This window comes from Motilimonas cestriensis (assembly GCF_021295315.1).
GTDB classification, from domain to species: Bacteria; Pseudomonadota; Gammaproteobacteria; order Enterobacterales; family CBDFNC01; genus Motilimonas; species Motilimonas cestriensis.
Genome location: NZ_JAIMJA010000014.1, coordinates 107,989 through 131,303 on the forward strand (window position 1 = coordinate 107,989; position 23,315 = coordinate 131,303).

At 44.2% G+C, this 23,315-nt stretch carries 22 protein-coding genes; 9 read left to right on the forward strand and 13 right to left on the reverse strand.

Annotated elements, in window-relative coordinates; translation table 11 throughout:
• Positions 1–4: 4 nt before the first annotated feature.
• Positions 5–1,303, forward strand: coding sequence for a hypothetical protein (locus K6Y31_RS14245; protein WP_233053629.1), 1,299 nt, complete (start codon positions 5–7; stop codon positions 1,301–1,303).
• A gap of 82 nt (positions 1,304–1,385) precedes the next feature.
• On the opposite strand, the gene K6Y31_RS14250 is transcribed toward K6Y31_RS14245, so the two are convergent.
• The gene (locus K6Y31_RS14250; protein ID WP_233053630.1) at positions 1,386–2,462 is read right to left on the reverse strand and encodes an acyltransferase family protein; all 1,077 of its coding nucleotides are present in this window, start codon (positions 2,460–2,462) and stop codon (positions 1,386–1,388) included.
• 264 nt (positions 2,463–2,726) lie between these two features.
• Between K6Y31_RS14250 and K6Y31_RS14255 the strand changes: the two genes are divergently transcribed.
• On the forward strand, positions 2,727–3,875 hold the full coding sequence (locus tag K6Y31_RS14255; protein ID WP_233053631.1) for an ABC transporter substrate-binding protein: 1,149 nt from the start codon (positions 2,727–2,729) through the stop codon (positions 3,873–3,875).
• A 15-nt stretch (positions 3,876–3,890) separates the two neighbouring features.
• Here the strand turns inward: K6Y31_RS14255 and K6Y31_RS14260 are convergent, their stop codons facing one another.
• Both K6Y31_RS14260 and K6Y31_RS14265 read right to left on the reverse strand, forming a co-directional pair.
• Positions 3,891–4,544 (reverse strand): DUF1826 domain-containing protein, encoded by a 654-nt coding sequence (locus K6Y31_RS14260; protein ID WP_233053632.1) that lies wholly within the window; start codon positions 4,542–4,544, stop codon positions 3,891–3,893.
• 1 nt (position 4,545) lies between these two features.
• Entirely contained in the window at positions 4,546–4,941 is a 396-nt protein-coding gene (locus K6Y31_RS14265) for a MerC domain-containing protein (protein ID WP_233053633.1), read from the reverse strand.
• A 157-nt stretch (positions 4,942–5,098) separates the two neighbouring features.
• Between K6Y31_RS14265 and K6Y31_RS14270 the strand changes: the two genes are divergently transcribed.
• Positions 5,099–5,482, forward strand: coding sequence for a MazG nucleotide pyrophosphohydrolase domain-containing protein (locus K6Y31_RS14270; protein ID WP_233053634.1), 384 nt, complete (start codon positions 5,099–5,101; stop codon positions 5,480–5,482).
• Here the strand turns inward: K6Y31_RS14270 and K6Y31_RS14275 are convergent.
• From K6Y31_RS14275 to K6Y31_RS14285, 3 genes are all read right to left on the reverse strand, one after another.
• A complete protein-coding gene (locus tag K6Y31_RS14275) occupies positions 5,469–5,855 on the reverse strand; it encodes a hypothetical protein (RefSeq protein WP_233053635.1) in 387 nt (128 codons plus the stop codon). The genes K6Y31_RS14270 and K6Y31_RS14275 overlap by 14 nt on opposite strands.
• Positions 5,856–5,954: 99 nt before the next feature.
• A complete protein-coding gene (locus K6Y31_RS14280) occupies positions 5,955–7,730 on the reverse strand; it encodes a hypothetical protein (RefSeq protein WP_233053636.1) in 1,776 nt (591 codons plus the stop codon).
• Between the two features lie 446 nt (positions 7,731–8,176).
• On the reverse strand, positions 8,177–9,826 hold the full coding sequence (locus K6Y31_RS14285; RefSeq protein WP_233053637.1) for a methyl-accepting chemotaxis protein: 1,650 nt from the start codon (positions 9,824–9,826) through the stop codon (positions 8,177–8,179).
• A 150-nt stretch (positions 9,827–9,976) separates the two neighbouring features.
• On the opposite strand from K6Y31_RS14285, the gene K6Y31_RS14290 reads away from it, so the two are divergent.
• Positions 9,977–10,738 (forward strand): potassium channel family protein, encoded by a 762-nt coding sequence (locus tag K6Y31_RS14290; RefSeq protein ID WP_233053638.1) that lies wholly within the window; start codon positions 9,977–9,979, stop codon positions 10,736–10,738.
• A gap of 3 nt (positions 10,739–10,741) precedes the next feature.
• Here K6Y31_RS14290 and K6Y31_RS14295 read toward each other — a convergent pair whose 3' ends face one another.
• Positions 10,742–12,235 (reverse strand): CYTH and CHAD domain-containing protein, encoded by a 1,494-nt coding sequence (locus tag K6Y31_RS14295; RefSeq protein WP_233053639.1) that lies wholly within the window; start codon positions 12,233–12,235, stop codon positions 10,742–10,744.
• 177 nt (positions 12,236–12,412) lie between these two features.
• Here K6Y31_RS14295 and K6Y31_RS14300 point away from each other — a divergent pair, with 177 nt between their 5' ends.
• From K6Y31_RS14300 to K6Y31_RS14310, 3 genes are all read left to right on the forward strand, one after another.
• Positions 12,413–13,093, forward strand: coding sequence for a TIGR00153 family protein (locus K6Y31_RS14300; RefSeq protein ID WP_233053640.1), 681 nt, complete (start codon positions 12,413–12,415; stop codon positions 13,091–13,093).
• Between the two features lie 22 nt (positions 13,094–13,115).
• On the forward strand, positions 13,116–14,384 hold the full coding sequence (locus tag K6Y31_RS14305) for an inorganic phosphate transporter (protein WP_233053641.1): 1,269 nt from the start codon (positions 13,116–13,118) through the stop codon (positions 14,382–14,384).
• A 166-nt stretch (positions 14,385–14,550) separates the two neighbouring features.
• Positions 14,551–15,162: a TIGR04211 family SH3 domain-containing protein gene (locus K6Y31_RS14310; RefSeq protein ID WP_233053642.1), complete on the forward strand. Its 612-nt coding sequence runs from the start codon at positions 14,551–14,553 to the stop codon at positions 15,160–15,162.
• Positions 15,163–15,259: 97 nt separating this feature from the next.
• Here K6Y31_RS14310 and K6Y31_RS14315 read toward each other — a convergent pair whose 3' ends face one another.
• Positions 15,260–16,246: a general secretion pathway protein GspB gene (locus tag K6Y31_RS14315; protein WP_233053643.1), complete on the reverse strand. Its 987-nt coding sequence runs from the start codon at positions 16,244–16,246 to the stop codon at positions 15,260–15,262.
• 1 nt (position 16,247) lies between these two features.
• Entirely contained in the window at positions 16,248–18,041 is a 1,794-nt protein-coding gene (locus tag K6Y31_RS22335; RefSeq protein ID WP_282560181.1) for an ExeA family protein, read from the reverse strand.
• A gap of 268 nt (positions 18,042–18,309) precedes the next feature.
• Here K6Y31_RS22335 and K6Y31_RS14325 point away from each other — a divergent pair, with 268 nt between their 5' ends.
• On the forward strand, positions 18,310–19,548 hold the full coding sequence (locus K6Y31_RS14325; protein WP_233053644.1) for a multifunctional CCA addition/repair protein: 1,239 nt from the start codon (positions 18,310–18,312) through the stop codon (positions 19,546–19,548).
• 138 nt (positions 19,549–19,686) lie between these two features.
• Here K6Y31_RS14325 and K6Y31_RS14330 read toward each other — a convergent pair whose 3' ends face one another.
• Genes K6Y31_RS14330 through folB form a run of 3 tightly spaced genes read right to left on the reverse strand, consistent with a single transcriptional unit; the run spans position 19,687 to position 21,375 of the window.
• Complete coding sequence (locus K6Y31_RS14330) at positions 19,687–20,484, reverse strand: undecaprenyl-diphosphate phosphatase (protein ID WP_233053645.1); 798 nt, start codon at positions 20,482–20,484, stop codon at positions 19,687–19,689.
• 1 nt (position 20,485) lies between these two features.
• Complete coding sequence (folK, locus tag K6Y31_RS14335; RefSeq protein ID WP_233053646.1) at positions 20,486–20,992, reverse strand: 2-amino-4-hydroxy-6-hydroxymethyldihydropteridine diphosphokinase; 507 nt, start codon at positions 20,990–20,992, stop codon at positions 20,486–20,488.
• Positions 20,992–21,375 (reverse strand): dihydroneopterin aldolase, encoded by a 384-nt coding sequence (gene folB / locus K6Y31_RS14340; protein WP_233053647.1) that lies wholly within the window; start codon positions 21,373–21,375, stop codon positions 20,992–20,994. The genes folK and folB overlap by 1 nt, the downstream gene beginning before the upstream one ends.
• Positions 21,376–21,507: 132 nt before the next feature.
• Between folB and plsY the strand changes: the two genes are divergently transcribed.
• Positions 21,508–22,155: a glycerol-3-phosphate 1-O-acyltransferase PlsY gene (gene plsY / locus K6Y31_RS14345; RefSeq protein WP_233053648.1), complete on the forward strand. Its 648-nt coding sequence runs from the start codon at positions 21,508–21,510 to the stop codon at positions 22,153–22,155.
• Between the two features lie 45 nt (positions 22,156–22,200).
• Here plsY and tsaD read toward each other — a convergent pair whose 3' ends face one another.
• On the reverse strand, positions 22,201–23,220 hold the full coding sequence (gene tsaD / locus K6Y31_RS14350) for a tRNA (adenosine(37)-N6)-threonylcarbamoyltransferase complex transferase subunit TsaD (RefSeq protein ID WP_233053649.1): 1,020 nt from the start codon (positions 23,218–23,220) through the stop codon (positions 22,201–22,203).
• Between the last annotated feature and the right edge of the window lie 95 nt (positions 23,221–23,315).

Consider the following 23,315-nt stretch of genomic DNA (forward strand, 5'->3'; position numbering starts at 1 on the left):
ACCGATGTCTTATATTTTATCCATTGAATTTCTCTGCCTCTTTTTAATCATTACTAGTGGGCTATATATTGCTTGGAATGCATGTCATCAACTCAGTTGGCTAGGGGCTGCGCAAACAGACATTGGTATGCCAATCAATGAGCCCGTTGTGCCTTGGCGGGCTAGCTGGCAACGAAATCTCACTTTACTAATACAGATTACCTGTGTGGTATTACTGAGCCGACTGATTGTCTATCTCGTCGCCTACTTAGCATTTATTGCAATGAAGGATAATGGCGGCGGCTTTAGTGACTTGTTCAAACATATTTGGTGGCGCTGGGATAGCTTTCACTATATGAACATTGCCGATAACGGCTATGCGGCAGAAGGTAAAGACAGGTATCTACTGGTTTTCTATCCTTTATACCCAGCATTAATTGCGGTAATGAAGGGCTTTGTTGCCGACACCTTTTATGCTGGGGTAACCGTTTCCTTAATTAACCTAGTTTTGTCGTGCTTCTTTTTATTTAAGCTGGTATTAAACGAATTCGAGGATGAAGCAATTGCGTGGAGAGCGATTAAATATTTATTATTGTTCCCATTTTCATTTTTCACCGCCATTGTTTACACCGAAAGTACATTCTTATTAATGAGTATTGCCTGCTTCTATTACATGCGCCAAGGCTATTGGTGGCAAGCTGGATGCTTTGGTTTACTGGCCGCGTTAACGCGCAATCACGGTGTTTTATTACTCGCTCCAATGGTGTTTGAGATGTTGCGGCAACATCAGCAGCAATGGCCGAGTGATTGGCCGCAAAGAATCAAATTTATTGCTCCAAAATTACTGTCCCTCGCACTTATTCCAACCGGGATCTTGCTCTATTTAGTATTAAATAAATGGGTAACGGGAGATTGGTTTCGCTTTTTAGATTACCAAAAAGAGAATTGGCATAATGGCTTTGGCTATTTCGCGCAAAACATATCTGGCATTTTTGAGCGTATCCAAGGCACTAATTATAAGATGGTGGCAGGCACTTGGTGGCCAACCTTCATCGGCTTTTTTCTTGCTATCGCTTTAATCGTGACCTCCATACGCAAAGTGCCCAGTGCTTATGTTATCTATAGCTTTTGCTACTTACTGATTTCTTATTCGCCGACTTGGTTACTCAGTGGCCCAAGGTATTTAATGGGGTTGTTTCCTTTGTTCATCTTTTTGGCGCTGTGGGCAAGTAAGCACAAAAGCTTAGAAAGCCTACTAGACATTAGCTTAGGGGTGTTTCTAGCATTATTTACTGTGTTGTTTTTCCACTCGGTAGTTTACTGATAAAAAAGCAAAAATAGCCCACTGCAGGTGGGCTATTGTTAGATTTGATAACGCCTCGACATCAACACTCAAGCGCCAATTATCACGGCTGTTGAGCCACGCCTTGCTGCACTTGTTGCCACTGTTTTATCCCTTGCCAACGCGCTCTCGCCCATCGCTGCCCAGGTTTTTCAATTAAGTAATAAGTGGCTAGTGAAATCGGTATTAATAAGCCAAATACCCAAGCAAATACCTCTAGCTTGATCCCATAATTTGGCAAATCAAGTGCCTTCATCACATTGATAACCCAGTAATGATTGAGGTACAGGGAATAAGATAGCGTACCTAAAAAGGCAAGTCGTAAGTGTTTGAACAACCAACTCACTACCCCGCCTTGCCAAGCAAAACAAAATACCAGTGCGGCAAAAATAAAGGGGCTATTAAAGTCCATTTTGGTGCGCATCGGCGCTAACAGCAGCAGGTATGCACTGGCAGCTATCAGCGTTAGTTCAGCAGCTGAGAACAAGCCAAAAGTAAGTTTGGGCGAAGAATTTTTAAATTGGCATTGCTTGATGGCAACAAACAAGCGGTACAACACCATCCCCAAAAAGAACCCAGCAAAACAGCGCACCATGCCCGCATTCAAAAAGCCGAACAACAGCTGAATATGCACATCCAAATGCTTAATATTAGCCACCAGCGCGGTATAGCCGAGAATTGAGAACACTAATAAAAATAAGGTGTTTGCTCGCCAAGCTACCCACGCAAAAACAATTAAATTAACCCAAAATTCAACACTAATACTCCAACTAGGCTGGTTCCAGCTCACCCACCACGTGCTCATGCCGGTGTTTTGTAACAAGAATAAGTGCTGTACAAAGGTATAGATATTGCCATCCCCTTTATCGGGAAAGGTATCGGTGACGATGTAAAAAACCAGCACCACAATTAAGCAGAACAAGTGCAACGGGTATAACCGCGATAATCGCGCCACCGTGAAATCAGTAAGTGATATTTCACCTTGATTAGCAGGATTAAAGTAACGGTAACTCAGCACAAAGCCACTTAAGATAAAAAATAGATCGACAGCTAAATACCCCGGGAAGCCATAGTGCAGATGAAAAATCACCACCACTAATGCAGCCAACCCGCGAATGCTATCCAATGTATCAAACCTCATGTTCATCCTTAAACATTGATACAAAAATGGGGCTAAATAATAAAATAATTGCTATTTAGATAACAAGATCTGTGTCAGAAGCGGGAATAAAACTAAAAATGGCGTCAGCCAACCATCAGTATTAGCGATTTTAATCGTGGAAAATCAAGGGAAAGCGAAAGTCAGTTCACGATTTTAAAATGCGCGTAAAACAAGCAGCCAACATACCTATACTATAATGGCCAACGCGAGAGATGATGATAGTCATTAATAAGGTTTAAGCATATGCAGTGGCGTAATTGGATTGTCAGTTTGTTCATGATGTTAAGTTCAACCTTAGCCGCCCCTTCTTTTGCAGATGTCGTTAAACTTAACTTTCTTGAATGGGGCTATTTGCCCATTGGTTACGAAGCCCGCTTTCAATCCTATGCCAAGACACGAGGTGTAAACGTAGAGTTAAACTCAGTGACTCCTTATATCACCGACTTTGACAGTATTTATGGCGCCCTAAGAACGCAAAAAGCCGATGTCGTGATGCCAGCAAATTTCTTTTTAAAAGCCCATCATTCACCCCTGATAAAATTACTGCTGCCTATCGATAACTCACGCTTAACCAATTTTCAGCAGCTTCGGCCGATATTTCAACAAACCCAATACGACAAAGAAGGCAAGCAGCATTACGCTATTGCCCATAGCTATGCTTTGTTTAGTCTCGCGTTTGACCAAGACCAATTTAGCCAGCCGCCGACCAGTTGGCGCCAACTAAATAATGCGGATAACACTGGCCAGTTTCGTGTTTATTGTGACCAATTTGAGCCGGTATTAATCTCCAGCATGCTGGCCTTAGGTGAGTCACCCGCTTTATTTGAAAATGGTCAAATCATCAAAGATCACGCCCTACAAAAGCGCGTCCAAAACACCTTGACCACACGTTTAAAAACCGCACAAGGTTTTTGGGGCAATCAAGAAAACAACTGTGCAGACTTACGCCAACAAAGTCTTGCTACCACTTGGGGTTTGGAATTGGTGAAGTGCAATCAAGAAAATCACCAGCGCTGGAAAATAGCGGTAGCCGAAGAAGGCCCTATCTACTCACTAGATACCTTGGCCATCGGCAAACACTTAGCTGATCAGCCTGACAAACTGCGCGCCGCCTATCTACTTATCGACTTTTTAATCAGCCAAGATCAGCAAGCCTTAGTATTACAAGGCGTACCGACCGTTCAAGGGGTGAACCGATTGCTAAATCGTGAGTTCACTGCCGAAGAGCAAGCCGTGTTACCCGATAAAGCGCTACCAGAATTTGATGAAAGGCTGTTGATCCCGCCGCTATCGGCCAATATTAAAAACCGCTACAAACGTATGATGATCAATGCTCTCGAAACATCCGGTACTAAAACGTTAAGCGAGCAATGTAACTGGGATATAAATTAGGCCGTCCTTCTAGCTTTACATTAAATCCAGCGTCAGCACTAACCGCTTATCATTGGGGTTGATAGCCGGTGAGCGATGAATAACGCCAAGCCCTTCATTGTCCGGCCAAGCATCGCCTTTTAGCAACAGCACATCACCAACGCCAGCACTGAACACATCACTGTCAGCAGCATAAAGACCAGAAGTTTCATCTGACTTACCTTGGCTGGCGCGGCCCAATTTTGCACGATTTGCATCACCATTTTCTAGCCACTGCGTGCCCGTAACACTGTAACTGCAGACCAAACGGCACACTACTTTGTCGGTATGAAATTTTGGACACATCGCCTGCGATAAGGTTTTCAGGCGCACGCCTATATCAGGGTTATCAAATAAACAATCCAACATCTGCGCAAGCTGTTCGATATCTTGAATAAATGCAACTTTCCCCGCGCCTTCAGGTAACCATCTTGATAACGCTGTTGCTAATTCATTAAGAGGTAAAGAGCGAGCGATATCCACTCCTTTTGCGTTTATCTGTGCAACGTATTCCAGCAAACTTGGCGCCAATGAACGCTGCCAGCAAGTAAGGTTGATATGGGGCTCAAATATCGCTGTTAGAATTTCAATATCTGTCGATGCTACATAGCTAAGCTCTTGATTAAAAGTCACATATTGTTGAGCTAACATATTAACTCCTCACCACAGCCGCAGGCTCTTGCTGCGCGGGAATAGTATGCATACTCAGCACATGGGCCAAAATCAGGCATACCGAACCAACCAAGGTAAACCCCAGTTCTAGTGGGCCATGCACAAACAAACCCGATATTAAATTAGCCGCTCCCAACACACCTAACACGGCAATCATTGGGCGACGCGTTTGCTGCCATGCTTTAGGTAAACTTAACAAAGCTAAAGACAAAGCAAATAACAAGAAAATCCGATGTGGCCACTCCGATCTTAACGCTGGGCCAAACACATCATATCCCACCAATACCAGCAACGCAGGCGTCAACAAACAATGCCCCAAACACAAACCGGAAAACATCACCCCAAGCTTGTCTTGCCATGGCTTTCTACTACTCATTAGCTTAAATCCTCAACCTTCAACTGTTAGCACACAAAAATGATTTGTTATAACATAACAAATTGTATGCAATTGAATATTGATTGGCAAGTGAGAATCGTTAACATAGCAAGCTTATCGCAATACCCTTCGCAACCCATTAGGCAATAAAACCAACATGAAATCATTTGATGCATTACTTGAGCTAGCCAAACGTAAATCCGATTTTGACCAAGACAATGCGTGGTTTAAAGGCTCAAGTACCTACCTTGACGCCATCAAAAAAGAAGTGGATGAAGTAATTGAAGAAATCCCTAAATCACGCACCAACTACTTGGAGGATGAACTAGCCGATGTGCTGTGGAATACCCTCAACGCCTTAATGGCACTCGAGCAAGAAGCAGGGATTAGCGCTAATAACGTACTCGAGCGAGCGTGCCAAAAATACGAGCAAAGAATGACAGGTATTGAAGCGGGTGTGAATTGGGATGATATTAAAAACGAACAAAAACAAGCGTTAGCGGCAGAGCATCAAGTTAACATTTTAGTTAATCCAAAGTAACAAAATGATGCAATCGACGACTTAGCTTGTTGTTAGCAAACAGCTGGATACGCTCAAACGCCAAGGTGTTGGCTTTGGGGTCAAACACCATTTTTTTACTGTTAAAGCGTTGCCCCGCAAGCTTGCCTTTAACGCCTAGCAAAATAACCTGACTTTGAAAGCGATAAGCCCGCTCAAAGCTTAGATTGACGTCATCGATCAAAAACTGACCATCGAGGTAATAGCGATTTTCAGCTAACCACTTCTCACTGTTGATAAACCAATTCACGCCAACGTTGGCCGTATAGTTTTCAATGCGCCGCGCCGCTTGCAACGTAAAAGCATGGCGAGATACCGTTGCTTCGCCAATCGTCTGTGGCAACGTTTCAGTCATAAAAAACCGCGTTGTCACCTTTTCAAACTGCAGCGAAACACCCTCAGCAAATGCTGAGGGTGTAAGTAACAGAAATAATATCAGTGCTATTTTCACGCGTTAAAGACACGCATCCTCATGCCCTTGAACAGGCGTACAAGAAAGGATCACTTGTTCCACATCGCCACCAGCATTAGGGGAAACCTGCGTGTTGATTTTGGCTGGGCTAGCTTGGGTGTAAATAGATACATTGTCACTCCAATCTAAATAAATCAGTTCAGAATAATCCAATCGGTCTTGGTCAGTTAGGACATCCCCATCCAAGCATACAGGTTCATTTAGCAACTGAGATTGAACTTGGTTATATTCCCCGCGGTTACAGATATAGCTACTGGTAATAGTAAAATCGCTACGGTCAATCGCTGTACTGATATCATAAAACGCGTGCAAATTAAGCGTATAAGTCGCAGACTCATCAACGAAAGTAAATGGCGCTTTAGCACCATCTTTCGCCGTCAAATGCGCAAAAACAGCATTAATATCGCTCTGGTCTTGCTCAGCTAATTTCAGCTCGGAATTATCGACCATTTTGCCAATTTCAGCTGCTTTCACTAAAGCTTGTTTCGCCGTGGTTAAGTATTTAGCATCGCTGCGTAAGGTGCCAACTTGATCATCTAAGAGGAAACTAACGGGATCAACTTCAGCTAGCAAATACTCACTGTCAATTTGCATTTTTCCAGTGGTAACGGAACCAGTGATGACTGAGCTACCAGAGATGCTCCAATTTGTAATGTAAGTGGCTAACTCACCGCTAGCCGTTTGCGGCACAAAAAACGCATCTGAACCCGCATTATAAGCAGCAAAGGTGCTGAGCATGCTGGCCAAAGTCAGCGCGCCACCGCGAATACTTTGCGCTTGGTTATAATCTAATGATAAGTCTTTACTGTACACGGCAACGTAGGTTTTATCTGTAAAGCTCATCGCTAACGCATCACTTAGCACCACTAAACGCTCAGCTAATGAATACAGAACATCAGCGGTATCATCAGTTGTACCTGTAATACCACCAGCAGCAGGGCTAAGTGTCGCGGTGTTTTTTAATAACCCAAGCAATTTAGGCAGCATATCAACATAACTAAATTGGCTATCGGTTACGCTAATTCGCTCTGCTACCGCAGGGTCATTAACCACTTCAAAGATGCCAATTAACGCTTTAAGTGAGGCGATATCTTTATTATTTTGATCGCCTTGATCTAACACGCTTTGGTAATAAGCTAATTTCTCTTCAAAGTTAACCTCTTCCATCGCGTCCGCTACTGCGCGCGCATCCGCAATAACCGTTTCAACCGCCTTGCTATGATACCCCTTAGCTTGGCCTAAACTTTTATCCATGTGGCCTTTGGCTTGCGCAAGCGACACAGCTTTTTTACCCGTCGCTTGTTCAACCGCTTGGTAAAATTCCTGCTCGGTTAGTCCCAATACACTCGCTGGTAAGTTGGCAACCAACTCAACCAATAAAGTAATGCCATTTTCCGCATTTCCATCTGCATCAATGGTTTGCAACAAAGCGGCCAATTTTGTAGCCTGGTCAACATTATCCGTTACATCATAAGGTGTAATAACCGCGCTCCCCTCACCTGCCATGGCTTGGGTTTTACCCACTAAAAAGTTGCCGATGTGAAACTCACATTGTTCACCGTTGCGGTAACTAAATTTACCGTCAGCATCTGTAATGCCGCTGGTATCGCCACATTTATAAGTCAACCCAGCTACCGCGCTATCGACAAAGGTGCCTATGGAGCGAGAGTCAACGTTACCATCTGTGCCACCACCACCGCCGCAGGCCGTTAGTGATAATGCAGAAATAATAGATAACGCCAAAATATGTTTATTCATGTTTTTACCTAATACTTATAAATGAAAGGATCAATCTTGATTTTTATTTTACACCAAATCAACATCGAATTAATCGAACTTTTCTCACAGCTGCAAAACAAAAAACCAAATCACTGTCCGCTAAGCACTAACTGCAACTGGCTCATCAGATTCAGCAAACACAGGATACCGAGTGAGTTAGTAAAAAATGTAGGCTACCTTATCTAACCATCCCTTATTACACTTCTCCTTCAGCCATGGCAGATAAAGCTAATTCTCTATTTGTAACTCATTCGAGCTAACAAAAAACCTAAGCGATACCATTGACAGCTAACTACGCTGGCGTGGTAATTTTACCGAAAGTATCCGTGTATATACCCAAGCAACCTCAAGATGCTTGGGTATATAATGAATCACAAAAAAAGCTCCCGAAGGAGCTTTAATGCAACCAAATACCACTAGGTGAATTAATTCACCTTAAAGGTTTTAATCGTCGCATCCATAGTTTGTGCATGGGTAGCGATAATGTCAGCTACTTCATTTAGCTCTTTTAATACGGTAACAGAGCCCTCAACTAATTCTTTCACTTGGCTTAGATTTTCATTCATTTCAATAGCAACACCCGATTGCTGTTCAGAAGCAGTCGCAATTTGGCTATTAAGATCGGCGATGCTGTGAACCTGTTCAGCAATGAAATCAATTTTCTCCCCTGCTTGGCTAACTTGCTCAACACTGCGCTGGGCTTCATCAACACTGGTTTTCATTAAACCAACGGCTTGGCCTGCACTGGTTTGTAATTGCTCTATCATGCGCTGAATTTCTACCGTCGCATCTTGGGTACGCTGCGCTAGGTTACGCACTTCATCAGCCACAACCGCAAAACCACGGCCTTGCTCGCCAGCACGTGCCGCTTCAATCGCCGCGTTTAAAGCCAACAAATTGGTCTGTTCGGAAATACCACGAATAGTGTCTACCACAGTACCGATGCTACCCACTTTACTTTCTACTTCATTTACCGCGGTAGAAGAGGCATCAATATTACTTGATAACGAGCTGATAATACCGATAGTCGCTTCGACGTAACGATTTCCATCAAGGGCAACCTTATTTGCATCCGTGGTCGCTGATGAAGCGATACTGGCATTATTCGCCACTTCTTTTACTGTGGCTGCCATTTGGCTCATGGCTGAGGCTAACTCATCAATTTGGCCAAACTCTTCTTCAATGGAGTCTTGTACCGCTTCCATACAAATGGACAGTTGCTCTGAGACATCGTTGAGCTGATCTGAGGTAAGCTGCTGCTCTGCCAATAAGGCTTGCCAGTTACTGGCCGTTAAGCGAACCGCAGCCGCAATTTCACCAAATTCATCTTTACTATTTAAGGTAATATTTTCACGCAGATCTTTATTCGATATTCTATTAATGCCGGAAACTAAATGCGTTACCTGTTTCGACATGGTGTTCGCTGCCCACACTAGAATGAAGATAAAAATCACCACCATGATGAGGGTTTGTAATAAACCGCGTTTGATCGCGCTGTTGTAAATGGTATTCACTTGTTCATGGCTCACGGAAGCGGCAACGCTCCAACCCCAAGGCTTGAATCCTCGAGTATATACTTCAAACTCGTTACCTTGCTTAATAGCGCTAAAGCCGCCTTCACCTTCACCTGATGATAAGCTCAACTGAGTTTGAATATTTCCTGGGCTACTAACATCAAATATACCTGAAAGCTTTTTCCCTACCATACTGGCCTGATCTGGATACAGTAAGGCCACACCGGCTGAGCTGCCCTGGGCGGATATGACCCAGAAGTGACCGTTATTACTCCAACGCATTTTATTTAGCGTATCCAAGGCAAACTGTTTCGCACTCGCCTCGCCACCCAGTTGCGACTGTGTTTCAAACGCGGCCTTTAGCACCCCATCCGCAACAGCAAGCTTTTGTTGCAGCTCGCCTCGAGTCTGTTGTAAAACTTCAGAGCGTAGCTGGTTGGCATCGAAAAACAACTTGCCGGTTAATAGCAAGGTGCTAAACACCATCAGCAACACCATTTTGGGCATTAGCTTTACATCAGCAAATGTTTGCTCAAGCCAATTTAGTCGAAAAACAGTCATAGGGAACCTCGAATACGAGAAATAGAATAAAATGTTATTATGTTGTCAATTTATAAGTTAATTTGACTAAGTCAATTACATCAAACTACTTGAAGTCAGTTAACTAATCGACCAGCAATGTCCATACTTTAGAACTAGGTTAAAAAAAAGATGAATTCAAGTTGCAAAAACACTAAATCAGTCAGTCCATTAGATATTACTATGATGGTTTTGTCTTTAGTCACCATCTGCTTAGTGCTGCTGCGAATGACCTTTGATCTAGGCGAAGAAACATCAACACTGTTTTATAATCTAGATAGTAGCATCTGCTATATTCTGCTGACGCATTTAGGCTATGGTTTTTTTAAAGCAGATGACAAAAAACAATACTTAAAAACCCATTGGATTGATTTTATCGCATCCATCCCAATGACCGAGCATTTACGCTATGCACGTTTACTACAAATAGTGCGTATTGCTCGCTTGCTGCAACATAAACCCAACTTATTGCAACACTTAAAAAGCCAGTATCAAGAAGCGACAATCGCCTCAGTTATTTTATTTTTAGTTATTCTGCTGGTCGCAGGCTCAACCACTATATTAATGCTGGAGTCGTCAGCCCCTGATGGCAATATAAAAACAGCTGGCGATGCTTTTTGGTGGACAGTGGTAACCGTATCAACAGTGGGGTATGGCGACCTTTACCCGGTAACAGACTGGGGACGCACTATTGCGATGGGACTCATCGTATGTGGGGTTGGAACATTTGCCGCAGTGACGGGCTTAATGGCATCATTTCTAGCGCCAACTAATAAGTCTGAAAATCAAATCAAAAATCACCACCTACTCCATGAAATTCAGCAATTAAGAGAAGAAGTGGCCAAACTACAACAGCAGGCCACTCATTCAAGTGAAGATAAAAAATCAGACTAACCCTTACCAGTAAACAGGGTGGGTGAGCGCTTGTTGGCGTGATTGATCCATTGCCAACAATAACGATCCTTCTTTGCGTTTAAGCCATTTAAGGATTTTTTCTTGGGCTTCTTCGTCTTGCTCTGTCTCAAGGTAGTCATAAATAGGTTTGAGTAACTTAAGCTCGGTCATGCCTTGTAAAATATCCAACCAAGGAAAGCGAAAGTTATCCCGTTTTTGTGGCTCAGAATCACCGCCTAAACACAAACCGACCATCAAGTTACGACTTAATAACCCTTGTAAAGCGATATACTGAGAACTGCTAAGCTCTGATGCTTGTACCAGAGGTGAGCTTTGTAGCTCCTGCCAACTATTATCTAACGCTTGTTTAGCAAATTCAGCCATCGAGGGGTGATCCGTGGGTGGCGTCATTTTTGATAAACCAACCAGCCAAGCAGAAATATTCAGTACTAATTTGCAATAACGTTCACTGGTAAACAGTCGCTTCATTTGCTTGTAATGTGGCAAGGTTTTTAACTCTGCTTTCAACTGTTGACGCAATGGTTTAATTTTTTCTAATTTCTTAATGTAATTACCCTTATCAGCCGTTAGTGTTGATAAGGCGTAATAGCGATCAATACACTTAAGCTTGCTACTTAGCCAATTTAAATCAGCCAACCAAGTTACGCGCAGCTCTTTCGGTATATATGGCGAAAATAACAACAAGCCTTGATGCATTAAATGAACGCCATCGCGCATATTCGATAATGCCGGCATCTGATGCTGAAGGTAGAGGTGCTCGTGATATTGCCAATGCTGCAACGCGAAACTAAATACTTGCTGTAGGCCAGCAAAAACCGTATCTGTTGATGCTATCGGCACAAAAGACAAGTTTACAGGAGGAGAAGTAACACCACTGGCTAATGCAAAGCCGCGCTGCGCTTTACTGACATTGACTAATCTGGCGCCGGGTAAAGTTGCAATATCCTGCCCCAATTGAAACAACAGCCCTTCATGGCCTTTCAGTAATTCTAATTCGATTTCACAAATTTTTTCAGTTTGCCCTTTACTGTGAATTTCACCTAGGTCAAACGCAACTTCAACCAAGCCTTCACCATTAATATCAATAACCCAAGTTTGGCGCGTAAAGTCATTACTAAAGATAGGGATCAAAGCTTGTTGGATCTCGCTAAGAGATAAGTCTTCTGGCCAAATATCTCCTTTGAATCTTGCTAGTTCAGGTTGAATCCCCGCAATGGGCTCATTGTATTCTGGCCGCTGGTGCAACCCTCCCACCACAGAGCCGCGCAACTTAATCGTTTGCTCATTTTTACCGTCATGACTGCGCACTCTTAAACCAATTCCGCGTTTTTTTAGCAAACGCTCACTGGTATCAAAATAAACATTTTGTAAATCATGCTCATTTTGCGTGCAAATCTGGTAGTTTTTTAGCAATTCAGGCAGTTTTTCACCTGCTTTTCGAGAGACAAAAAACTTTATTTCGACTTCAGTATCCATATGATTTTTAAGTGTTTCACTTTTATTGAATGCCAACGAACGGATTATGATTCTATGCAAAAATTGACTTTAACGGGTATTTACGTGGTTTAGCTGTTTTCATGCCAGCCAACTTACGTTAACATGCGCTCCAATCTATCCATCGTGTGTTTTTTCACCGAGAACAGGTAATTGGCTATGCCAGTAAATACAATACTAGGACTATTTGCAAAGTCCCCAATCAAGCCTCTACAAGAGCATATCAACAAAGTTCATCACTGTTGTAAACTTCTCGTTCCTTTTTTTGAAGCGGTTAACGTTAATGACTGGGAAGAAGCTGAACGACGACGTGCAGAAATTTCACAAGCTGAAAAGCAAGCCGATGACCTCAAACGAGAGATTCGTCTTAAACTTCCACGTGGAATTTTTATGCCGGTTGAACGCACCGACATGTTGGAGTTACTCACACAACAAGACAAAATTGCCAATAAAGCAAAAGATATTTCAGGCCGCATATTAGGCAGGCAGCTGACGCTACCGGCTGATACCCAGGTGGACTTTATGGCTTATGTGAAGCGTTGTATCGATGCAACCAATCAAGCCAAAAAAGCCATCAATGAATTAGATGAGCTACTGGAAACGGGCTTTAAAGGCCGTGAAGTAGAGCTCGTTGAAGAGATGATCCACCGTTTAGATGAAATCGAAGACGATACGGATCGTTTACAAGTTAAGCTACGCCGTCAATTTCAACAAGTAGAAGCCCAATACAGCCCTATTGATATGATGTTCTTGTATCAAATTCTAGAATGGGTGGGTGATCTTGCCGATCAAGCGGAGCGTGTTGGTGCGCGCTTAGAGCTAATGCTAGCTCGTTCATAAGTTTTCAAAGAGTAGTAATATTATGGAAATCATAAGCACTTACGGCACTACACTGGTCGTACTAGCGGCCGTTTTTGGCTTTTTTATGGCTTGGGGTATTGGTGCCAACGACGTGGCAAATGCCATGGGTACTTCAGTTGGCTCCAAAGCATTAACCATCAAACAAGCAGTCATCATTGCGATGATTTTCGAGTTTGCTGGCGCCTATTTAGCGGGTGGTGAGGTAACCTCGACCATTCGTAAAGGCATCATCGATTCGGCGGCGTTTGTCGAACACCCTGATTTACTGGTGTTTGGTATGATATCTGCGCTGCTAGCTGCAGGTTTGTGGCTACTTATCGCTTCTTACTGCGGTTGGCCTGTTTCTACCACCCATTCAATAATCGGTGCCATTGTTGGTTTCGCCGCGGTAGGCGTAAGCCCAGACATCGTATCTTGGGGCAAGGTAGGGGGTATTGTTGGCAGCTGGATAGTCACACCGCTAATAGCTGGCTTAATTGCCTACGCTATCTTTATGAGCGCGCAAAGACTTATCTTCAATACCGACGATCCACTACGAAACGCCAAGCGCTATGTGCCGCTATACATGTTTTTAGCTGGCTTTATGATGTCACTTGTGACTATCAAAAAAGGCTTGAAACACGTTGGTCTGCACTTTGATACCCTTGAAGCATACGGCCTTGCAATTATCGTTGGTGGTATCGTTGCCTTAGTGGGTAAATACTTTATTAGCCGCATTAAAATCGACCCCAAGGCCGATAAAAAAATGCACTACACCAATGTTGAGAAAGTATTTGCTATCTTAATGATTATTACCGCTTGTGCCATGGCCTTTGCCCACGGTTCAAACGATGTCGCCAACGCAATTGGTCCATTAGCCGCAGTAGTGAGCATTGTTGCTAACAATGGTGAAATTGCCGGTAAAGCAACACTAGCTTGGTGGATTTTGCCACTGGGTGGTATCGGTATCGTGCTCGGTTTGGCTATTTTTGGTAAACGTGTCATCGCCACTATTGGTAACGGCATTACCCATTTAACCCCAAGCCGTGGCTTTGCAGCTGAGTTGGCTGCGGCCACCACCGTTGTTATCGCTTCTGGTACTGGCTTACCTATCTCGACCACACAAACATTAGTGGGTGCTGTCTTAGGTGTCGGGATGGCACGTGGTATCGCCGCACTGAACCTAGGCGTGGTTCGCAGCATCGTGGTTTCTTGGGTTATTACCTTACCTATTGGCGCCTTGCTGTCTATTATGTTCTTCTACATGTTACGCGGCATGTTTATCGCCTAACGGTTTAGAGCATTATTAAAGCGCCTGCGGGCGCTTTTTTGTTTATCCGAAAAAAATATAAAAAACAATGAGAATAAATAGCCAGTTTCCACCCTTTCGACTTGTCATCATGGCTTAAATTCTTAAACTTGTTATTAACTCCTTTTGTAACGGTGAGAGCCAATACGTGAAATTAATCATCACTTTATTAAGTATTTTTTCTTTGTCTGCCATAGCGCCAGTGCAAGCTGCCGAACGCTATATCGACGACAATCTTTTTATCTACATTCATTCCGGCCCGAGCACGCAGTTTCGTATCATGGGTAGCGTTAATGCGGGCACCCCCGTTGATGTAAAACAATGGGATAAAGAAGCGGGTTTTGCTCAAATCGAAGACGATCGCGGCAGAGTTGGCTGGGTGGATGCCAATTACATCAGCGAAACCCCACCCGCCTTAACTCAGCTGCCTCTAGTACAACAAGAGTTAGAAGAAACCAAACAAGTATTGGCTGAAATTGAACAAAGTAATAATCAAGTACTACTCGATAAAGCCCATACCATTGAAGAACAAGGTGTGCAGATTACTAACTTAATCGCCGAAAAAGATCTACTCACCCAAGAAATCGACACCTTAAAACTGAGTAATGAAACCCTGCAAACTCGTTTAAATAATCAAAGTGAAGACGTACAAATGCAGTGGCTTATTCGTGGCGGAGCAGTATTAGGCGCAGGGATTTTTCTCGGTCTAATCATTCCTTTCTTACCGCGTAGAAGGAAGAAAGATCCACACTGGACCTAAGGGTTATTTAAAGTAAAAAAGCGGCTATCTAAGCCGCTTTTTACTTTTCAAAACTATTGATTATTGATTATTATGACACTGCGTTTTCGCCTACCCCTTAATACCCTTTCCAATCTTGCATTGAGACAATACTGAAACTTTGATTGTCGTAACGCATAATCACATCATCAGGACGAATTTCTAATAAGGTCAGCTCAGGTATAAACACACTGTCTCCTTCCTTAAATTCCGTGCCGTTAAATCGCACCGAGCGCTTCTCAACTAAGCTTGAATAAACATGAGAGTTATAAGCAAAAGGTGGAATGTTAGCTTGAATGTCTTTTGGTAAATTACCAACCGGAATCGCAGGTGCTGGCGGTTTCGGTAGCTCTGCTGGCAGCGGCGTATCTGCAGTAAGAGCACGTTTAAATTTCTCCGCCATCGTATCTGACACGTCAGAATAATCCATGCCGTTCGTTTCTTTAGCTGGTTGCTCTGGCGCCTCGGGTTCAGCGCCCAAAGCTAAGCGGATTTTTGCTGCAAGCGCTGGTGAAGTGTTAGATAAATCTAAATCCGCTAGGGGATCATCTTGCGCTTTATTGCTTGTTTGTTGCTGGATTTTTTCAACGGGTGCCCGCGACTTTTGGCTACTTACGTAGACTGGCAAGGGCACTGTTTTGAACTCTTTTGCTGGCAAAAACTCGATATCACTTTTCGCCTCTTGTGCGGCAACCGTTTCTTGCGCTTGTAACACTTGCACCGTTTCCAATAGAGGAGCGCTTTGCTCCACAACGGCTGTGCTAGTAACCATTTCGTCAATCGAAGCGGGCTTAGCCTTGACGGTTGCAGGGACTCTTGCCCCTTGCACCGGAATAAGATCTTGCACCGCTGCAGCCGCAACCGGTGTTGACGGACTGAAATACCAAAAGAGGCCACCACACACTAAACTTGTACTCAACACAGCAATCGCTATATAGGGCCAAACGGGGGCTGTCGTCTCTTCAGCAACCGGATATTGATAGTGGTTACTGGCAAGAGATTGCGTTGGAATTTTAGTATTGCGCAACTCTTCAGATTTTTTTAGCGCGTTGAGGATAGTTGACATCTTATCCCTCGACCTTAAGTTTCGGCATCGTATTATTCACCGCTAAGTTCAGCCTAAGAATAGTTTGTACACCAGCTATTCCATCTGTTTTAAGGTGATGCTCATCTTGAAAGCGCATCACCCTATCTTGTAGTTCATAATCAAATTCACGCGCATTGCGCATAGCATGGCCTAACACACTCGCTAAGCTATCATCCAACCACTGCACTGCCGCCCCTCGAGTACCAAAACCAATGGCTTTTTCATAACCGGTTGGCGCTTGCCAGAACAAGGTATATGAGCCACTCCAATGGGCGTTAAACCACGACTCACTTACCTTAACCCGGCGCGTATTAATCAATAATTCAAAACCTTTTTCATCACGCGCGATCAAGGTGGCAAAGTAGATATCGTTGCGCTTATCAAACATTTTAACCACCGCGGGGTGATTCATCTCTTTTAAAGTGCGAATGCTGCCACTATCATTTAAACAATGTAAGCCCGCCGCTCTAGCGCGTTCGCAGGTTGCCTGCTGCAACGGTACTTCGTAGCCCCACACTTTATACAGGTTCTGCATCGCGGCTTCTGGCTCACGGCTATCCACCACTACTTTTTCTAATCGGCGCTGAATCTTTAAGTCATTTGGTGTTTGATCAACGTCCACTTTAGCGGTTTTTGTTGCCGTAGCCGTTTCAGGCACTTTGCTAATAGTGCTATTTGCCGTTACCACCTGAGTAGGCTCAATATCAGCGTCAAGGTCTAAGTCTGGCTCAGCGGCTTGTGCTTTTAATTGCCCTTGCGCTAATGCTTGCGCGACCACATCATCAACATTTTCAATTAATTCTGGGGCTGGGCTGATTTCACCCGTCACCACCGCCAGTAACTCATCATCACTGACATTGGCAGGGCCAGACATGTAAGGCAGTGTTAATACACCCAGTAAAACAGCCGACAGCGCAATGGCGCCATAAATAAATGGCCGTGCGTTCAAACTTTCTACCGCGCCATCGCCACGCACTTCATTGGCAACAGACTTGATCAATAGCGGCGTAATAGTGTGATCACTATTGGCAAACGCAGCCAAAAGAGCACGGTCACAAATCAAATTGATCAGCCGCGGCACACCGCCACTTTGACGGTGAATTTCTTTGAGACTGGATTTACTAAAAATGGGTAACTGACAACCCGCCACTTGCAAGCGGTGGCGAATGTAATTACACACTTCGATCATATTCAGTGGCAACAAATGATAACGCGCGGTGATCCGCTGCGCTAATTGGCGCAATTCATCTTTTTTCAGCAGTTGTTGCAGCTCAGGCTGACCTATCAAAATAATTTGTAATAGTTTTTTGCGGTCAGTTTCGAGGTTAGTTAGCAACCTAAGCTGCTCTAATACATTGGGGTTAAGTAACTGAGCCTCGTCGATAAGTAGAACAGAGTTCATATTCTGCTGATGATTGCTAAGTAAAAAGGCCGCAATCACATCAAATAAGTGCTTTAAACTTGGCGATTTGCGATCGTATTCAATCGAAAACTCGTCACAAATCGTCGCCAGTAGCTCCAACTCAGTTAAGGCAGGGTTGAGTATAAACGCCAGCTCGGTACGCTCTGGTAGCTCTTGTAGCAAAGATCGACATACCGTGGTTTTACCGGTGCCAACTTCGCCCGTTAGCAAAATAAACCCGCCACCGCCGCCATTTAATCCATACATTAAATGCGCTAGCGCTTCTTTATGCCGATCACTTAAATATAGGTAATCAGGGTCAGGGGCGATTGAAAAGGGACTTTCTCTTAATCCAAAAAACTCTGTGTACATAGTCTAACTGCATCCATCCAGTGGACGCCCACTATAGCAGAGAGCATGATTTTACCAAAACTAAGCAGCCAGAGAATTTCAGTTTTGCGCAGAGACGCATATCTTTTCCGACTGCTCCTCGAGCTTGAGGTAGGAAAAAGAAAAAAATCACGTTTGCAGTGATAAAAAGTAATCTAAATACACCAAGCTAACCTAACTAACTTAAGACTTGTGCTCATCTTAAGCACTATTGGGTATAATCAGAGAACGTGAGTAATGAGGATTGGTTGTGCAAATATATCTTGTTGGCGGCGCAGTTCGCGATAGCCTTTTGAAATTAAATATAAAAGACCGAGATTACGTGGTAGTGGGTGCCACTCCAGAGCAAATGATCGCGTCTGGCTATCAGCAAGTGGGTAAAGACTTTCCGGTATTTTTGCACCCAAAAACCAAGCAAGAATACGCCCTTGCTCGCACCGAGCGCAAAACCGGCTCAGGTTACACAGGTTTTGCCTGCTACTTCGCGCAAGATGTTACTTTAGAACAAGATTTACTGCGCCGTGATTTAACTATCAATGCCATGGCGCAAGATGAGAACGGCCAAATTCATGACCCGTATAACGGCCAAAGAGATCTTAATAACAAAGTTTTACGCCATATTTCCCCGGCGTTTGCCGAAGATCCACTGCGAGTGCTGCGCGTGGCGCGCTTTGCTGCCCGTTATCATAAATTAGGCTTTACCATTGCACCCGAAACCTTAACCTTAATGACGCAGCTAAGCCGCAACGGCGAGCTTGAACACCTTACGCCAGAGCGCGTCTGGCAAGAAATGTCAGGAGCCCTCCTCAGCGACTCACCGCAAGTATTCTTTCAAGTATTAAAAGACTGCCAAGCCTTGCCTACCTTACTGCCAGAGCTTAATAACTTATTCGGCGTGCCTGGCCCTAAGAGGTGGCACCCAGAAATAGACACCGGCGTACACACGTTAATGGTGATAGAGCAAGCAGCCTTACTCTCTCAAGATTTAGAAGTGCGCTTTAGCGCCCTCTGCCACGACTTTGGCAAAGCATTGACCGACCCTGACTTATGGCCCAGCCATAAGCATCATGGCATTAAGGGATTAGCGGTGATTAAAGCCATGTGTCAGCGCTGTAAAGTGCCCAATGAATGTCGCGATTTAGCATTAATCATGAGCCAAGTGCATGGCACCGTACACCGCGCGTTTGACTTAACCGCGGAGCAAATACTCGAGCTATTAGATCAAGCTGACGCGTGGCGAAAACCACAACGATTTGAGCAGCTGCTGCTTACCTGTAAAGCAGATTTAACCGGAAGATTAGGCTTTGAGGACAAACCCTACGCCGAAGCTGATTACTTATTTGAAGCCTATCAAACGGCCCAACAAGTGGATGTAAAGCCAATTATGGCGGCGGGATTTAAAGGCCTAGAGATTAAACAACAATTAAGTAAAGAGCGCATTCAAGCCCTGAATAGCTTTATCACGCAAAGTAAGCAGAATGAGCGCTAAGTGGCGTCAATCTGAACAACAAAGCTTAGCTTAGATAACCATTGCCAAAATGCGCTAGTCAGCTGGGACTAGCGCCCACATCTACACAATCAACTTGAAGATACATGTTTCAAGCATATCCAGGTTGATTGGGTATGACTAAGACAACACCACAAACAGTGCCACACCTAAACATAAGCGGTAAATCACAAAAGGTAACATACCCATACGTTCAATGACTTTCAAAAAGAAAGTGATACAGATAAGCGCACTGAAGTAAGCCAATACTGCGCCAACCGTCATTGAAAACCAATCAACCGCTTCACCCGATACCGCCAGCTTCAAGGTTAAATAACTGCCCGCTAAAAAGATCAATGGAATAGATAACAAGAATGAAAAACGCGCAGCAGCTTGACGTGTCATGCCTAAAAATAAGCCTGCAGTCATCGTAATACCTGAGCGAGAAGTACCCGGGATCAGGGCGACAGCTTGCGCAAAACCAATGATAAGCACTGTTTTCCAACCTAATTGGTATTCGGTAACTTGTTGTTTCGCCATGCGATCGGCAAACCATAACAACAAACCGAATACGATAGTGGTAGTGGCAATGACATAACCACTGCGTAAATACGTTTCAATAAACTCTTTGCCGAGCAAACCAAACAAACCCGCAGGAATTGTGCCTAAGATAATCCACCACGCCAATTTGCTGTCTTGGTTATGCTGTTTTTTTAACACAGAGCCGGTCCAAGCCACCGCCATGGTGCTTACTTCACGGCGAAAGTATTGCACCACCGCGATCAAGGTACCAACATGCACCGCCACATCGAACGCTAAACCTTGGTCATGCCAACCCAAAATTTGCGAAGGTAAAATTAAATGCGCAGAGCTAGAGATAGGTAAAAATTCAGTTAGGCCCTGGACGATTGCCAGAACCATGATTTCAAGCATGGTCATGCTAGTTTTTCCTTAACGAAGTATTCCAAATGAAAGGGATTTTGCACAAAGTTTGTGACGATTTATCATAAGCTTGCCAAAGAGATGCGTAACTTTGGCCTAATACAGGATGAACCAGCTCTGGCGCTAATTCAGCCAATGGCCATAAAACAAAAGCATTGTGGGGAATTTCATCACGCGGCAGCTGCACGCCGTCATCGGTGATCAAATCATCATAAAGCAGTAAATCAAGATCTAAGGTTCGCGGCGAGAATTTGCGTGAATTAGGCTTTCGGCCATTGTCCACTTCAATGGCTTTTAGGTGTAAAGCCACTTGCTGAGCGCTGAGCTCGGTTTGTGCGCCCACCACTAAATTATAAAAAGCAGTGCCGTTAAAACCGACTGCTTCACTTTCAAATACAGAAGAAAGTGTTAACGGGCCAAATATAGCCGCCATGGCATCAATGCCCGCCTGAATATAGCGTTCTCGCTCAATATTGGAGCCAACACTGATATAAATCTGTGCCATTACCCTAGATTGCCTTGCGCAGACGAGCCATAAAAGTCACCGCGGGTAATCTGCACACCGACATTTGCCGCCATCACTACCGCGCCCGGCTTGCTCAAGGTAAGCTGCAAACCTGGCACATTAAATTCATCTAAAATCAGCGCCGCGACACGCTCGGCCATGGTTTCAAGTAACTCAAAAACATTGTTCTGAGCATACTCCACCACGCGTTGTGATAGCACCGCATAATCTAACGCTAAATTAATATCATCCGTGGCGGCCGCAGGGCGATTATCAAAGGCTAAAACCAGGTCAAATACCAGCTTCTGCTTAATGGTTTTCTCCCATTCATAAACCCCAATGGTAGATAAGACTTCAAGTGAGTTAATAAATACGCGATCCATTTGCATTCCTGATATGGTTGATATTTTTGCCCAGTTAGGGCTACCGCCGTCCAATAATTAAGCGTATTATCGGTAAGCAATAAAAAGAGCGGCGATAATAGCGCAAAAGCAGACAAGGAAAAACAGCAATTTATGACTGCCACTGTCATTATTTTTATTTTTTTAGCCTACTTGATAGGCTCAGTCTCCAGTGCAGTGTTGATCTGTCGCTTGAAAAAACTCCCCGATCCCCGCGTTCACGGCTCAAATAATCCCGGTACCACCAACGTACTCAGACTCGGCGGGCCACAAGCCGCAGCTTGGGTATTACTTGCTGATTTATTAAAAGGCACGATTCCCGTTTACTGCGCCTACTGGGCGGGATTTGAACCGGTTTACATCGGCTTAGTCGGCGTTGCGGCCTGCTTGGGTCACATCTATCCGATCTTTTTTCATTTTAAGGGCGGCAAAGCCGTCGCCACCTCAATGGGTGCCATGTTGCCTTTAGGTATGGATGTGGCGGGTTTATTGGTTGGCTGCTGGCTGTTAGTGGTTGCCCTTAGTGGCTACTCATCATTAGCCGCCATTATTACCGCCCTCGCCGCGCCAGTGTTTACCTACTTTATTAAACCGGAATATACCCTACCGGTATCCATGCTGGGCTGCTTAGTGATTCTTCGCCATCATGAAAACATTGCTCGTTTATACAACGGCACCGAGCTAAAAATTTGGCGTAAATTTTCCATGAATAAATCGCCAGATACAGACAAGCAAGATACAAAAAAGGATGCTCAAGAGTAACTTAAGCATCCTTTAGCCTCTTTTTTACAAATCAGGTCAGCTTTCTTACTTCGTCAGAGGTTCAAGGGTATCAATTGGCCAACGTGGCTTAGCTGTAATACTTAACGACTCAAATTGCCCCGCTTTTAAACGCTGCATCCCAGCATAAGCAATCATGGCGCCGTTATCGGTACAAAATTCAGGACGTGGATAATACACCCGGCCATTGCGCTTTTTCATCATCACTTCAAGTTGCTCACGCAATTGCTTGTTCGCGCTGACACCACCCGCTATTACCAATGATTTAAGACCCGTTTGGTCTAGTGCACGGCGGCATTTAATCCCTAAAGTATCAATCACTGCATCTTGAAAGGCATAAGCAATATCGGCGCGAGTTTGCTCATCATCACCTTCGCTGTGAATGGTATTGGCGGCAAAGGTTTTTAAACCGCTAAAGCTAAAATCTAAACCCGGCTTGTCGGTCATCGGTCTTGGAAACTTAAAGCGACCAGGTGTGCCTTGTTCAGCTAATTTTGCCAATAAAGGCCCACCGGGATAATCCAGCCCCATTAATTTGGCTGTTTTATCAAAAGCTTCACCGGCAGCATCATCGACACTCTCACCTAAAATTTCATATTCACCAATGCCTTGCACATTAACCATCATGCTATGACCACCGGAAACCAGCAGCGCAAGAAACGGAAACTCAGGATGATCATCTTCGAGCATTGGTGCTAATAAGTGGCCTTCCATATGATGTACAGCAACAGCAGGCACGCCCCAAGCGTAGGCTAAACTACGACCAATCGTTGAACCCACTAACAGTGCACCAACTAATCCGGGACCAGCAGTAAATGCAATGCCATCAATATCCTCTTTGCTGCAGTTGGCCTCAGCCAAGGCTTCTTTTATCAAAGGAATGGTTTTTCTGACATGATCACGCGACGCTAACTCAGGTACCACACCACCATAATCGGCATGTAACTTGACTTGGCTGTACAAACGATGAGCTAATAAGCCTTGCTCATCATCATAAATGGCCACACCGGTTTCATCACACGATGTCTCTAACCCTAAAATACGCATATTGACTCCTCTGAAAGCGCGGCTAGTTTAACTATTATCAGCTTTTTTCACCAGAGACAATTAAACGGGGTTTACAAATGCCCCCTAATCAGATT

Coding starts and splice junctions, on each gene's coding strand:
- K6Y31_RS14245 (WP_233053629.1), top strand. CDS start 5: ATGTCTTATATTTTATCCATTGAATTTCTCTGCCTCTTTTTAATCATT.
- K6Y31_RS14250 (WP_233053630.1), bottom strand. CDS start 2,462: ATGAGGTTTGATACATTGGATAGCATTCGCGGGTTGGCTGCATTAGTG.
- K6Y31_RS14255 (WP_233053631.1), top strand. CDS start 2,727: ATGCAGTGGCGTAATTGGATTGTCAGTTTGTTCATGATGTTAAGTTCA.
- K6Y31_RS14260 (WP_233053632.1), bottom strand. CDS start 4,544: ATGTTAGCTCAACAATATGTGACTTTTAATCAAGAGCTTAGCTATGTA.
- K6Y31_RS14265 (WP_233053633.1), bottom strand. CDS start 4,941: ATGAGTAGTAGAAAGCCATGGCAAGACAAGCTTGGGGTGATGTTTTCC.
- K6Y31_RS14270 (WP_233053634.1), top strand. CDS start 5,099: ATGAAATCATTTGATGCATTACTTGAGCTAGCCAAACGTAAATCCGAT.
- K6Y31_RS14275 (WP_233053635.1), bottom strand. CDS start 5,855: ATGACTGAAACGTTGCCACAGACGATTGGCGAAGCAACGGTATCTCGC.
- K6Y31_RS14280 (WP_233053636.1), bottom strand. CDS start 7,730: ATGAATAAACATATTTTGGCGTTATCTATTATTTCTGCATTATCACTA.
- K6Y31_RS14285 (WP_233053637.1), bottom strand. CDS start 9,826: ATGACTGTTTTTCGACTAAATTGGCTTGAGCAAACATTTGCTGATGTA.
- K6Y31_RS14290 (WP_233053638.1), top strand. CDS start 9,977: ATGAATTCAAGTTGCAAAAACACTAAATCAGTCAGTCCATTAGATATT.
- K6Y31_RS14295 (WP_233053639.1), bottom strand. CDS start 12,235: ATGGATACTGAAGTCGAAATAAAGTTTTTTGTCTCTCGAAAAGCAGGT.
- K6Y31_RS14300 (WP_233053640.1), top strand. CDS start 12,413: ATGCCAGTAAATACAATACTAGGACTATTTGCAAAGTCCCCAATCAAG.
- K6Y31_RS14305 (WP_233053641.1), top strand. CDS start 13,116: ATGGAAATCATAAGCACTTACGGCACTACACTGGTCGTACTAGCGGCC.
- K6Y31_RS14315 (WP_233053643.1), bottom strand. CDS start 16,246: ATGTCAACTATCCTCAACGCGCTAAAAAAATCTGAAGAGTTGCGCAAT.
- K6Y31_RS22335 (WP_282560181.1), bottom strand. CDS start 18,041: ATGTACACAGAGTTTTTTGGATTAAGAGAAAGTCCCTTTTCAATCGCC.
- K6Y31_RS14330 (WP_233053645.1), bottom strand. CDS start 20,484: ATGACCATGCTTGAAATCATGGTTCTGGCAATCGTCCAGGGCCTAACT.
- folK (WP_233053646.1), bottom strand. CDS start 20,992: ATGGCACAGATTTATATCAGTGTTGGCTCCAATATTGAGCGAGAACGC.
- folB (WP_233053647.1), bottom strand. CDS start 21,375: ATGGATCGCGTATTTATTAACTCACTTGAAGTCTTATCTACCATTGGG.
- plsY (WP_233053648.1), top strand. CDS start 21,508: ATGACTGCCACTGTCATTATTTTTATTTTTTTAGCCTACTTGATAGGC.
- tsaD (WP_233053649.1), bottom strand. CDS start 23,220: ATGCGTATTTTAGGGTTAGAGACATCGTGTGATGAAACCGGTGTGGCC.